The organism is Bacillus thuringiensis (genome assembly GCF_022095615.2).
Taxonomy (GTDB): Bacteria; Bacillota; Bacilli; order Bacillales; family Bacillaceae_G; genus Bacillus_A; species Bacillus_A cereus_AG.
In genome coordinates this window covers 3,691,246-3,704,227 of sequence record NZ_CP155559.1, presented here as the reverse complement: position 1 = coordinate 3,704,227, position 12,982 = coordinate 3,691,246, and the positions used below count along the sequence as shown (strand labels likewise).

The following is a 12,982-nucleotide window of genomic DNA, read 5'->3' as shown; positions in this document are numbered from 1 at the left end:
ATTCATACTAGGATTGGTACAAGTTTCACTTTTCTATGAGTACATCTTAGTGTAGACTTATACTTGGCGGTAATCTTTACACTTGAAATAGAATTATTTCAAGATAAGCAGTTATTCACAGTTTACTGCGATATTCTTAAATGAATGTTAAATAAAAATAAGAAAAATATAGGGTTAAAAAAGGGAAACGTATAAAGACGTTGAATATTTTTCTTATAAATAGTAAAGTTGCGATTGTTGTTCCATATATTGAGTTGTATGGTATAAATAAAGAAGGAGGTGCCAAAGAATGAACAGCAATGAAATATATGTTAGTCTTGACATCGGTACATCCAATGTTAAAGTCATCATTGGTGAAATGGTTAATGACAGCTTAAACATTATTGGTGTTGGAAATGTAAAATCAAATGGTTTAAAGAAGGGATCGATAGTTGATATAGACGAGACTGTTCGATCAATTAAAAAAGCAATTGAACAAGCTGAGCGCATGGTGGGAATCCACATTGAGCAAGTTGTAGTAGGTGTCAATGCAAACCAGGTACAGCTACTTCCTTGTCACGGAGTAGTCGCTGTTTCAAATGAAGATCGTGAAATCGGGAATGAAGATGTCTTACGCGTTCTAGATGCAGCACAAGTTGTGTCAATTGCTCCAGAACGTGAGTTTATTGATGTGGTACCTCGACAGTTCATCGTAGACGGTCTTGACGAGATTAACGATCCACGCGGGATGATCGGTGTAAGATTAGAAATGGAAGGTACACTTATAACAGGCTCGAGAACTTTACTACATAACCTACTTCGTTGTGTAGAAAAAGCAGGTCTTGAAATAGTTGATATTTGTCTTCAACCTTTAGCGGCTGCAACAGTTGCGATATCTTCAGATGAAAAACATAGAGGAGTAGCCCTTGTTGATATGGGGGGAGGATCTACAACTTTATCTATTTTTAAAGATGGAGAGTTACAAGCGACAAGCGTATTACCGTTAGGCGGAGACCATATAACGAAGGATATTGCGATTGGGTTGAAAACTTCAACAGACAATGCAGATCAAATTAAGTTGAAATATGGACATGCTTTTTATGATACAGCATCTGAAGAAGAGATGTTTACGGTTCCTATTATGGGAAGCGACCAAACAGAACAATATTCTCAGTTGGAATTATCGGATATAATAGAGGCTCGTGTAGAGGAAATTTTAATGTTTGTTCAAGATGAAGTGCGTAAGTTAGGAGTAAAGCAAGTAGCTTCTGGTTATGTACTAACTGGTGGAATTGCTTCTATGCCGGGTGTTCTTGATCTTGCATATGATATTTTACATGAAAATGTTCGTATAGCGACTCCTGATTATATTGGTGTGCGTGAGCCCCAATATACAAGTGGAGTAGGATTAATTAAACATTCTTATCAAAAAGCTAAATTACGTGGGAAAAATGTGCAGGAAAAGCAAGAACATTTTGAACCAGTACCAGCACCAGCACCAACGCCGGTACAACAGCAACCTGCGAAACAAAAAACTCGTAATCAAAACAATAATAATCAAAATGATGACCGTATGATGTCAAAAGTAAAACGTGTATTCCGTTATTTATGGGATTAAAATTGGACACGAAAAATGAGGTTCTAGGGGGATTTCGACATGTTAGAGTTTGATACTACTCAAGATCAATTAGCGAATATAAAAGTTATCGGTGTCGGCGGTGGCGGAAACAATGCTGTAAACCGTATGATTGAACACGGTGTACAAGGTGTAGACTTTATCGCTGTGAATACTGATGCACAAGCATTAAATCTATCAAAAGCTGAAACAAAAATGCAAATTGGTGGAAAATTAACACGTGGACTTGGTGCAGGTGCAAACCCTGAAGTAGGGAAAAAAGCTGCAGAAGAAAGTAAAGAACAGATCCAAGAAGCACTTCGTGGTGCAGATATGGTCTTCGTAACTGCTGGTATGGGCGGCGGAACTGGAACTGGTGCAGCTCCAGTTGTTGCTCAAGTTGCAAAAGAATTAGGTGCATTAACAGTTGGTGTTGTAACACGTCCATTTACATTTGAAGGACGCAAGCGTGCAACACAAGCAGCATCTGGTATTGCGGCATTTAAAGAAAATGTAGATACACTTATTGTAATTCCAAATGATCGCTTATTAGAGATTGTTGATAAAAATACGCCGATGTTAGAAGCATTCCGTGAAGCGGATAACGTATTACGTCAAGGTGTTCAAGGTATTTCTGATTTAATTGCAACACCAGGTTTAATTAACTTAGACTTCGCAGACGTAAAAACAATTATGTCTAATAGAGGTTCTGCTTTAATGGGTATTGGTTCTGGTAATGGAGAAAATCGTGCTGCTGAAGCTGCGAAAAAAGCGATTTCTAGTCCATTATTAGAAACTTCTATTGATGGAGCTCAAGGTGTTATCATGAACATTACGGGTGGAGCTAACTTAAGCTTATATGAAGTACAAGAAGCGGCAGACATTGTAGCTTCAGCTTCAGATCCAGAAGTAAATATGATCTTCGGTTCTGTTATTAATGAAGGATTAAAAGATGATATCGTTGTAACTGTAATTGCAACTGGTTTTGATGATAGTGCTTCGACGCAGCCACCAAAACCAATTATCCGTCCGACTGCGAATCACACGCAACAACAGCAACAGCAAGTAGCTCAACCTTCCAAACAACGTGAAGTTAAGCGTGAAATGAAACGTGAAGAGCCGGTTGTGCATGAGCGTCATACAGATTCAGATGACATCGATATTCCAGCATTCTTACGTAACCGTCGTAGACGATAAAAGAAAAGGAGCTTTCATGCTCCTTTTTTGTTTTATACAGGGAAAAGATCTGCTAAGCAGGTCTTTTTTTATTTTATATATTTCGATTTATATGTAAGTAAAAAGTATAGTATTCTATGAAACATATACTTTTATTTTTTACCGACAGATTTTGTCTAGAAAGCACAAAATAACAAAAAAACACCTCCGCAAATTGACACACTTTCCTATTGGATATGCATTATACTAGTCTCAACTTAAAAAAAGAGGTGAATTGTTTGGTTGTTTACGCCGACGTTGTTTGGTTGTTAAACGCCTGCATTGATTTTCTTTTACTTTTATTAACAGCAACCGTGTTAAAAAAGAAGATCAAAAGATGGAGGCTTGTGTTAGGGGCATTTATAGGTTCAACCATTGTTATTTTTGCCTTTACTCCTTTTGCTTCTATGATGACACATCCAATTATGAAACTACTGTACTCGTTACTTATTGTGTATACAGCATTTGGGTTTACAACGTTTAGAAACTATACACAAACTGTTTTTACTTTTTACTTTGTAACCTTTATGGTTGGCGGAGGGTTAATTGGAACTCATTTCTTTTTGCAAACGAATGAAATGGTAAATGGATTGGTTCAATCTCAATCAATTTCTTACGGTGATCCAATTAGCTGGTTGTTTGTTGTTTTTGGTTTTCCAGTAATTTATTATTTTTCTAAAAAGCGTATTGAAAGCGTAGAGGTTACAAAAATACACTATGATCAAATTGTGAAATTGAAAATTCAATTAGCTGAAGAGGAACTAGAACTCGCAGGTTTAATTGATAGTGGGAACCAACTTTACGACCCGTTAACAAAAACACCCGTTATGATTATGCATATTTCATCATTAGAACATTGTTTTCCAGCTTGGTTAACAGAACAAATTTATTCCAAAACAGAGATTCCTAAAATACCAGAAAATGATTCAGGGTGGGCGACAAAATTACGCTTAATTCCTTTCAGAGCAGTAGGAGTAGAGAATCAATTTTTATGGGCAATTAAGCCAGACAGTGTGCAAATTTATCATGAAGGTAGTTCTATTGTAGTCAGCAAAGTGTTGATTGGATTAAATACACAACAGTTGTCAACCAATGGAGAGTATCAATGTATTGTGCATCCGAAAATGTTGATTTCGCAAAAAATGGTAATTGCTTAATAATGGGAGGCGGGATAATATGATGAAATTAAAATTTTATTTAGTATACCTTTGGTATAAAGTATTGCTGAAATTAGGAATTAAGACCGATGAAATTTATTACATTGGTGGAAGTGAAGCGTTGCCACCACCGTTAACGAAAGAAGAAGAGGAAGTTCTTTTGAATAAATTGCCAAAAGGAGATCAGGCAGCAAGATCGTTACTGATTGAGCGAAACTTACGGTTAGTTGTATATATAGCAAGAAAGTTTGAAAATACAGGGATAAATATTGAAGATTTAATTAGTATAGGAACAATCGGCCTTATTAAAGCAGTGAATACATTTAATCCGGAAAAGAAAATAAAATTAGCAACATATGCCTCACGTTGTATAGAAAATGAAATTTTAATGCATTTGCGCCGGAATAATAAAAATCGTTCAGAGGTTTCTTTTGACGAACCACTTAACATCGATTGGGATGGGAATGAACTTTTGCTATCAGATGTATTAGGTACAGATGATGATATTATTACAAAAGATTTAGAAGCTACTGTAGATCGTCATCTTCTAATGAAAGCATTGCATCAATTAAATGATCGTGAAAAACAAATTATGGAACTTCGGTTTGGGCTTGCTGGAGAAGAGGAAAAGACACAAAAAGATGTGGCGGATATGCTTGGGATTTCACAGTCATACATTTCGCGTTTAGAAAAAAGAATCATAAAAAGATTACGAAAAGAATTTAATAAAATGGTGTAAAGAAGAAGACCAGCCGTTATCTAGGCTGGTCTTCTTCTCTTACGTTGTATGAGAAAAGACGACGAAAATGAAAATTGAAGAGAAAACCGCATGCATAAAATCCCCTTCAAAGGAAATACTTTACACTGTACAGCAACTCCCGATAGGAGGGAACACTTTGACGAGAAACAAAGTAGAAATTTGCGGTGTTGATACAGCTAAACTTCCCGTACTAAAAAATGATGAAATGCGTAAATTATTTCGTGAAATGCAAAGTGGAGAGATAAGCGCAAGAGAGAAATTAGTGAATGGAAACTTACGTCTTGTACTGAGCGTCATCCAGAGATTTAATAACAGAGGAGAATATGTTGACGATTTATTTCAAGTTGGTTGCATCGGACTTATGAAATCCATTGATAACTTTGATTTAGGTCAAAATGTAAAATTTTCAACGTATGCTGTGCCGATGATTATTGGGGAAATACGCAGATATTTGCGTGATAACAATCCGATTCGCGTATCACGATCATTACGAGATATTGCGTATAAAGCGTTACAAGTAAGAGAGAAATTGATTGCAGAAAATTCAAAAGAACCAACAGCAATGGATATTGCAAAAGTGCTTGAAGTGACTCATGAAGAAATTGTTTTTGCTTTAGATGCGATTCAAGATCCAGTTTCATTATTTGAGCCGATTTATAACGATGGGGGAGATCCTATTTTTGTTATGGATCAGTTAAGTGATGAAAAACAAAAGGACGAGCAGTGGGTTGAAGAGTTAGCACTGAAAGAAGGGATGAAGCGTTTAAATGATCGTGAGAAAATGATTATTCGAAAACGTTTCTTTCAAGGAAAAACACAAATGGAAGTTGCAGAAGAAATTGGGATTTCTCAAGCACAAGTGTCACGTTTAGAGAAATCAGCTATTAAACAAATGAATAAAACGATTCAAGGATAAGGTTTCACCATTTATGGTGAAGCCTTTTTATATGTAATATAGTTTGTCTTCGCTCATAGTAGGGCAGCTGTGTTCATATAATGAAAATAATATGGGATTAGTAGAGGGTGCTTCCTGGTAATTTGAGAAAAAGTGTTTTTTCAATTCGTCATATATAAGGGAGAGGATGAAAGTGATAAGAATCTCAGAGTTGCAGATGAAAGATATAATAAATGTTTCAGATGGAAAAAGGCTTGGGAATATTGGAGATATTGAAATTGATATGAACACAGGGAAGATCGAGTCTATTATTATTTCCAAACAGGCACGTATGTTAGGGATTTTTGGGAAGGATGTAGAAATTGTAATTCCTTGGGAGGAAATTATGAAAATTGGGGAAGATGTCATACTTGTTAGAGTAAATCCTGTTAATTCTGTAACAGAATCAATACAAACACCGACAATTTCATAAAGAATATTACAAATTCCTCTTTTTTTTCTGTTGGCATTATGAAAAAATAAAAGTATGGTAAAATAGACAGGAAGTACCATGCTTTTTTATGTTATTTTAATTAAAAGGAGTCACTTTATGAGACAACCATTTAAATATGTGGACGGTATACTGTATTTACAAGCGTGGAAAGAACTTGGAAACATTACAGCTGGATTTACGACAAAAGATGGTGGGGTAAGTACGGGCTCCTTTCATGCGATGAATTTAGGATTACATGTGAATGATATCGTGGAGAACGTTCATGCAAACAGACGCATTTTAGCAAATAAATTACAAAAACCATTAGAAAACTGGATTTGCTCTGAACAAGTGCATGATCATCGTGTTGAAAAAGTAGGACAACAGGAAAAAGGAAGTGGCGTCTATTCATATGAAGACGGCATTTCAAAAACAGATGGCATTTATACGACTAATAATGATGTTCTTCTAACATCATGTTACGCGGATTGTGTTCCACTCTATTTTTATGCACCATCACATGGTATGATAGGACTTGCGCATGCTGGATGGAAAGGGACTGTAAAAGAGATCGCAAAGGAAATGATTCAAAAATGGAATGCAGAAGGGATTTCAAGTGATGAAATTCATGTTGCAATTGGGCCATCAATTGGATCTTGTTGTTACGTTGTTGATGACCGAGTGTTAACAGCAGCAGAGCAAGTAGTAAACGGTCCTGTCCCTTATAAAAAAATTTCTGACGGGCAGTACGCAATTAATTTAAAAGAAATTAATCGTATATTATGTGTACAAGCAGGCATAAAAGAAGAGAATATTGTAATGTCATCTCTTTGTACAAGCTGTGAAGAACAACTATTTTTCTCTCATCGTCGTGATCAAGGTAAGACAGGGAGAATGTTGAGTTTCATAGGTTTTAAGGAGGAAGAAAGCAAGTGACAGTACAAAAAAATTTAACAACTGTAAACGAAGCAATTAAACAATCTTGCGTACGAGCGGGACGTTCGTTGCAAGATATTAAACTCATTGCGGTTACAAAAACGGTAGGAATTGAAAAAACAAACGAAGTAGTTGAAGCTGGAATTAGCGATTTAGGTGAAAATAGAAATGAAGGTTTCTTACAGAAGTACGAACATTTCGGCTCAAAAGTGAATTGGCATTTTATTGGATCATTACAAACGAGAAAAGTAAAAGAAATCATTAATGAAATTGATTATTTACATTCGTTAGATCGTCTTTCGCTTGCAAAAGAAATTCAAAAACGTGCTGATAAGAAAGTGAAATGTTTTATTCAAGTGAAAACATCATCTGAAGAATCAAAGCAAGGATTGGCAATAGAAGAAACCGTTTCTTTTATTCAAAGTTTGCAAGAATTGGATAACATTGAAGTGGTTGGACTAATGACAATGGCTCCGTTTACAGAAGAAGAGGACGAAATCAGACGTTGTTTTAAGGAGTTACGTACGCTACAAACAGAGGTGCAGGAGCTAGAATTATTACATGCGCCATGTAAAGAATTATCAATGGGAATGTCTAATGATTACACGATCGCCATTGAAGAAGGTGCTACATATATTCGTTTGGGGACGATTTTAGTAGGGAAAGCGTAAAAGGAAGGAGAATCTTATTATGAGTTGGTCAAAAGTAAAATACTTCTTTTTTGATACACCGGAAGAAAAAGAAGCAGCTCAATATAGTTATGAAAAGGAGCAAACAGACATGAAGAAACAGCAAGATCCGCCAGAACAACAAGATGTTACGTTTCCAAAAGCGCAACCGAAACAAAATGTTGTGAGCATTGAAACGGCAAAGCAATCTTCAAAAGTTGTTTTATTAGAACCACGCACATATTCGGAAGCACAAGGGATTTCGGACCATTTAAAAGGTAGACGAGCTGTTGTGATTAACTTACAACGAATGTCTACTGATCAAGCTGTACGTATCGTTGACTTTTTAAGTGGTACTGTATACGCTATAGGCGGGGACATTCAAAAAATAGGACCGAAAACATTTATGTGTACGCCTGAAAATGTAGATATTGTTGGTGCAATTTCAGAGTTATTCGGTGAAGAAGAAGACACAAATATAAAGAGGTGGTAATACGCCATGGAAACAGTTTTAAGGCTTTTAGTTTATGCTATCGAGATCTACTCGTGGGCACTTATTATTTACATTCTCCTATCATGGTTCCCTGGTGCAAAGGAATCAACTTTCGGAGATATTCTTGCGCGTATTTGTGAACCATATTTAGAACCATTTCGCAGATTTATTCCGCCGCTTGGTATGATTGATATCTCTCCACTCGTTGCGATTTTCACGTTAAAGCTTGCTACGAATGGTTTAGTAAGTATATTCCGCTATTTCTTATAGTAAGAGGTTAAATACATGAGCATCTATGAACATTTCAGACCCGATGAAGAGGTCTTTGTGGATAAGGTGTTAGAGTGGAAGCGAGCAGGGGAGTACCATCAAGTGAAGTTAACAGACTTCCTTGATCCAAGACAACAACAAATTGTCACTATGGTGATAGGTCAAGGGGATGTTGCTGTACAGTTTGATGGTGCAACGCCTCATGCAGAGCGTAAAAGAGCACTCATTTATCCAGATTATCTAGAAGTGAATGAAGAGGAATTTCAAGTAGAAGTATTGGAAATTGACTATCCTTCCAAGTTTTATACGCTAGAACATAGGCAAATATTAGGTACATTTATGTCTCTTGGTTTAACGAGAGAAAAATGTGGTGATATTTTGCTTCAAGAAGATCGTGCCCAAATTGTAGTTGCGAAAGAAGTTGTATCTTATATTGAGATGAACTTACAATCTATAGGGAAAGTAAAAGTCTCCTTATCACCAGTGCAAGGAGAAAGAATTCTACAGATGCAAGAAACATGGGGAGAGAAATCTGGAACGGTTTCTTCACTTCGTTTAGATGTTATGTTAGCTGAAATGCTACATATATCCAGACAAAAAGTACAACCTTTCATAAAAAATGGTTTAGTAAAAGTGAATTGGAAAACAGTGGAGCAAACTTCTTATGAATGTTATCCAGGAGATGTTTTTTCAGTGAGAGGATATGGACGAAGTAAATTGTTTTCTGTAGAAGGTAGAACAAAGCGCGACAAATGGAGAATTTTGTATGGTATACTAAAATGATTGGTTTTTTAGAAGGAAATCCTCCTATTTTGTCGAAGAAAAGATATAATTGAAAGAGGAAATTTAGATAACTACTTGGAGGTGGCGTTGTGCCGTTAACACCATTAGATATTCATAACAAAGAATTTGGTCGCGGATTCCGTGGCTATGATGAAGATCAAGTAAATGAGTTTCTTGATCAAATTATCAAAGATTATGAATTAGTCATTCGTGAGAAAAAAGCTTTAGAAGAAAAAGTTGCGCAATTAGAAGGGAAGTTAGATCATTTCTCTAATATTGAAGATACGTTAAACAAATCTATCGTCGTTGCACAAGAAGCAGCGGAAGAAGTAAAACGTAATGCGCAAAAAGAAGCAAAATTAATCGTACGTGAAGCTGAAAAGAATGCAGACCGTATTATTAACGAAGCGTTAGTAAAATCAAGAAAAGTTGCTTTTGATATTGAAGAGCTAAAGAAACAAGCGAAAGTATTCCGCACTCGTTTCCGTATGTTACTAGAAACACAGCTTGAAATGTTAAACAACGATGATTGGGATAAACTAATTGAGTTAGAAGACGAAGTAGATGAACTGTTGAAAAAAGAAGAAACAGTGTAAGCTTGACGTTTTTCTCATTATTACATATAATTTTAAACAACATATTTATTAAGAAAAACGAAGATAGGGATAAGTACCTTTTTCATACCTTATATAGCGAACTGAGGATGGTGTAAGCTCAGGATAAGGAGATGATGGGAATATCACCCTGGAGTTCCACGCTGAACAAATAGAGTAAGCGTAGGCGTATATTCGCGTTAAGAATATAAAGAGGATTGTATACATACGTATAGGATCTACTAGGGTGGTACCGCGGGAGACTTTCTCGTCCCTTTTTGGGATGAGAAAGTCTCTTTTTTATTCCGTTTTTTAAGTGTTTCTTTTATACATGTAAGGAGGAATTGAGCATGGAGTACAAAAATACATTACTAATGCCAAAAACAGAGTTCCCAATGCGTGGGAATTTACCAAAACGTGAGCCTGCAATGCAAGAACAGTGGGCTGAAATGAATATTTATGAAAAGGTACAAGAACATACGAAAGGTCGTCCTTTATTTGTACTGCATGATGGACCTCCATATGCGAATGGTGACATTCATATGGGACATGCGTTAAATAAAGTGTTAAAAGACTTTATTGTTCGTTATAAATCAATGACTGGTTACTGTGCACCATATGTACCAGGTTGGGATACACACGGTTTACCAATTGAGCAAGCTTTAACAAATAAAGGTGTAAAGCGTAAAGAAATGACAGTTGCTGAGTTCCGTAAGTTATGTGCAGAGTATGCATATGAACAAGTAGAACGTCAACGTGAACAATTTAAGCGTTTAGGTGTACGTGCTGATTGGGATAACCCATATATTACTTTAGAGCCAGCTTATGAAGCGCAACAAATTAAAGTGTTTGGTGATATGGCGAAAAAAGGTTATATCTATAAAGGGCAAAAACCAGTTTACTGGTCTCCAACGAGTGAATCAGCTTTAGCAGAAGCTGAAATTGAATACCAAGATAAAAAATCAGCATCTATTTACGTAGCATTCCCTGTAAAAGACGGAAAGAACGTATTAGAAGGTGATGAGAAATTCATTATCTGGACAACAACACCTTGGACGTTGCCTGCAAACTTAGGTATTTCTGTTCACCCAGAACTTGAATACGCTATTGTAAAAGTAAATGATGAAAAATATATTATTGCTTCTGAACTATTTGAGACAGTTGCAAAAACGTTAGAGTGGGAAAATGCTGAAGTTGTGAAAACGGTAAAAGGTAGCGAACTTGAGTATACAGTTGCAAAACATCCATTCTACGATCGTGATTCATTAGTTATGCTAGGAGATCACGTAACAACAGATGCAGGTACAGGTTGTGTTCATACAGCACCAGGACACGGGGAAGATGACTTCGTTGTTGGTAAAAAGTATGGATTAGAAGTACTTTGCCCAGTTGATGATAAAGGTGTATTAACAAATGAAGCACCTGGATTTGAAGGCTTATTCTATGATAAAGCTAACAAGCCAATTACAGAAAAATTAGAAGAAGTAGGCGCGTTACTGAAACTAACATTCATTACGCATTCATACCCACATGATTGGAGAACGAAAAAACCAATTATTTTCCGTGCGACAGCACAGTGGTTTGCATCTATTGAAGCGTTCCGTAAAGAATTATTAGAAGCTGTTGCGGAAACAAAATGGGTACCAGCATGGGGAGAAACTCGTCTTCATAACATGGTTCGTGACCGTGGTGACTGGTGTATTTCTCGTCAGCGTGCATGGGGTGTGCCAATTCCTGTATTCTATGCTGAGAATGGTGATCCAATTATTACAGATGAAACAATTAACCATGTAGCAGATTTATTCCGTGAACACGGTTCTAACGTATGGTTCGAGCGTGAAGCGAAAGATCTATTACCAGAAGGATTTACACATACAGGTAGCCCAAATGGTGAATTCCGTAAAGAAACAGACATCATGGATGTATGGTTCGACTCAGGTTCTTCTCACCAAGCGGTATTAGAAGAGCGCGATGACTTACAACGTCCAGCAGATTTATATTTAGAAGGATCTGACCAATATCGTGGTTGGTTTAACTCTTCATTATCAACAGCAGTTGCTGTAACAGGTAAAGCACCATATAAAGGCGTACTAAGCCATGGTTTCGTATTAGATGGTGAAGGACGTAAAATGAGTAAATCGATTGGAAACATCGTCGTACCGAAGAAAATTATGGATCAATTAGGCGGAGACATTCTACGCTTATGGGTATCTTCTGTTGACTATCAATCTGACGTACGTATTTCAGATGATATTTTAAAACAAGTAGCAGAAGTGTATCGTAAAATTCGTAACACATTCCGTTTCTTATTAGGGAACTTAGACGACTTTAAGCCAAGTGAAAATACAGTAGCAGTAGCTGAACTTCGTGAAGTAGATCGTTACATGTTAGTGAAATTAAATGACTTAATTACAAAAGTAAAAGAAGCATATGAGACATATGACTTTGCTGCTGTATATCATGCAATTCATAACTTCTGTACAATTGATTTAAGTTCATTCTACTTAGACTTTGCAAAAGACATTTTATACATTGAAGGTGCAAACCATGAAGATCGTCGTGCGATTCAAACTGTATTATATGATGTTCTTGTTGCATTGACGAAACTTGTAACACCAATCTTACCGCATACAGCTGATGAAGTATGGCCATACATTCCAGGTGTAACAGAAGAAAGTGTACAATTAACTAATATGCCAGAAGCTGCAGAAATAGATGGTGCGGAAGCATTAAAAACAAAATGGGATGCATTTATGACGCTGCGTGATGATGTATTAAAAGCGTTAGAAGTAGCTCGTAATGAGAAAGTAATCGGTAAGTCATTAAATGCAAGTATTACGCTATATCCGACTGTAGAAATGAAAGTTATGTTAGAGTCTATTAGCGAAGACTTAAAGCAATTATTCATCGTTTCTGAGTATAAACTTGGTGGCATGATGGAAGAAGCGCCAGCAGATGCGCCGAAGTATGAGCATACAGCGGTTGTTGTTACTCAAGCAACTGGTGAAACATGTGAACGTTGTTGGGTAGTTTCAGAAACAATTGGTAAAGATGCTGAACATGAAACATTATGTGAGCGTTGTGCAACAGTTGTTAAAGAAAACTATGTAAAATAATAACAAACTGACTGTGCGAAAGTGCAGTCA

General features: G+C 36.5%; 13 protein-coding genes and 1 other annotated feature. All 13 genes read left to right on the top strand.

Translation table 11 applies throughout. The features are described 5' to 3' along the window. The first annotated feature begins 289 nt into the window (after nucleotides 1–289). The 13 genes from ftsA to ileS2 all read left to right on the top strand — a co-directional run bounded on the left by ftsA (nucleotide 290) and on the right by ileS2 (nucleotide 12,952). On the top strand, nucleotides 290–1,597 hold the full coding sequence (gene ftsA, locus KZZ19_RS19020) for a cell division protein FtsA (RefSeq protein ID WP_088097534.1): 1,308 nt from the start codon (nucleotides 290–292) through the stop codon (nucleotides 1,595–1,597). 39 nt (nucleotides 1,598–1,636) lie between these two features. After that, on the top strand, nucleotides 1,637–2,791 hold the full coding sequence (gene ftsZ, locus KZZ19_RS19015) for a cell division protein FtsZ (RefSeq protein ID WP_000888983.1): 1,155 nt from the start codon (nucleotides 1,637–1,639) through the stop codon (nucleotides 2,789–2,791). Between the two features lie 257 nt (nucleotides 2,792–3,048). After that, nucleotides 3,049–3,966 (top strand): sigma-E processing peptidase SpoIIGA, encoded by a 918-nt coding sequence (gene spoIIGA, locus KZZ19_RS19010; RefSeq protein WP_237979367.1) that lies wholly within the window; start codon nucleotides 3,049–3,051, stop codon nucleotides 3,964–3,966. Nucleotides 3,967–3,985: 19 nt separating this feature from the next. Next, nucleotides 3,986–4,705, top strand: coding sequence for an RNA polymerase sporulation sigma factor SigE (gene sigE, locus KZZ19_RS19005; protein ID WP_000976947.1), 720 nt, complete (start codon nucleotides 3,986–3,988; stop codon nucleotides 4,703–4,705). A 157-nt stretch (nucleotides 4,706–4,862) separates the two neighbouring features. Next, nucleotides 4,863–5,642: an RNA polymerase sporulation sigma factor SigG gene (gene sigG, locus KZZ19_RS19000; RefSeq protein WP_000197753.1), complete on the top strand. Its 780-nt coding sequence runs from the start codon at nucleotides 4,863–4,865 to the stop codon at nucleotides 5,640–5,642. A gap of 166 nt (nucleotides 5,643–5,808) precedes the next feature. Next, on the top strand, nucleotides 5,809–6,093 hold the full coding sequence (locus KZZ19_RS18995; RefSeq protein ID WP_088097532.1) for a YlmC/YmxH family sporulation protein: 285 nt from the start codon (nucleotides 5,809–5,811) through the stop codon (nucleotides 6,091–6,093). A gap of 117 nt (nucleotides 6,094–6,210) precedes the next feature. Then, a complete protein-coding gene (gene pgeF / locus KZZ19_RS18990) occupies nucleotides 6,211–7,029 on the top strand; it encodes a peptidoglycan editing factor PgeF (RefSeq protein ID WP_088097531.1) in 819 nt (272 codons plus the stop codon). Further along, nucleotides 7,026–7,700, top strand: coding sequence for a YggS family pyridoxal phosphate-dependent enzyme (locus KZZ19_RS18985; RefSeq protein ID WP_088097530.1), 675 nt, complete (start codon nucleotides 7,026–7,028; stop codon nucleotides 7,698–7,700). Before pgeF ends, KZZ19_RS18985 begins: the two co-directional genes overlap by 4 nt. A gap of 19 nt (nucleotides 7,701–7,719) precedes the next feature. Beyond that, nucleotides 7,720–8,190, top strand: coding sequence for a cell division protein SepF (locus tag KZZ19_RS18980; protein WP_064474974.1), 471 nt, complete (start codon nucleotides 7,720–7,722; stop codon nucleotides 8,188–8,190). Between the two features lie 6 nt (nucleotides 8,191–8,196). Continuing rightward, nucleotides 8,197–8,460, top strand: coding sequence for a YggT family protein (locus tag KZZ19_RS18975; RefSeq protein ID WP_088097529.1), 264 nt, complete (start codon nucleotides 8,197–8,199; stop codon nucleotides 8,458–8,460). Nucleotides 8,461–8,475: 15 nt separating this feature from the next. Then, the gene (locus tag KZZ19_RS18970; RefSeq protein ID WP_088097528.1) at nucleotides 8,476–9,243 is read left to right on the top strand and encodes an RNA-binding protein; all 768 of its coding nucleotides are present in this window, start codon (nucleotides 8,476–8,478) and stop codon (nucleotides 9,241–9,243) included. Nucleotides 9,244–9,332: 89 nt separating this feature from the next. Then, complete coding sequence (gene divIVA / locus KZZ19_RS18965) at nucleotides 9,333–9,839, top strand: septum site-determining protein DivIVA (RefSeq protein ID WP_001131611.1); 507 nt, start codon at nucleotides 9,333–9,335, stop codon at nucleotides 9,837–9,839. Nucleotides 9,840–9,890: 51 nt separating this feature from the next. Further along, nucleotides 9,891–10,115, top strand: a binding site (T-box leader). Between the two features lie 71 nt (nucleotides 10,116–10,186). Next, nucleotides 10,187–12,952 (top strand): isoleucine--tRNA ligase, encoded by a 2,766-nt coding sequence (ileS2, locus tag KZZ19_RS18960; protein WP_088097527.1) that lies wholly within the window; start codon nucleotides 10,187–10,189, stop codon nucleotides 12,950–12,952. Nucleotides 12,953–12,982 lie beyond the last annotated feature (30 nt).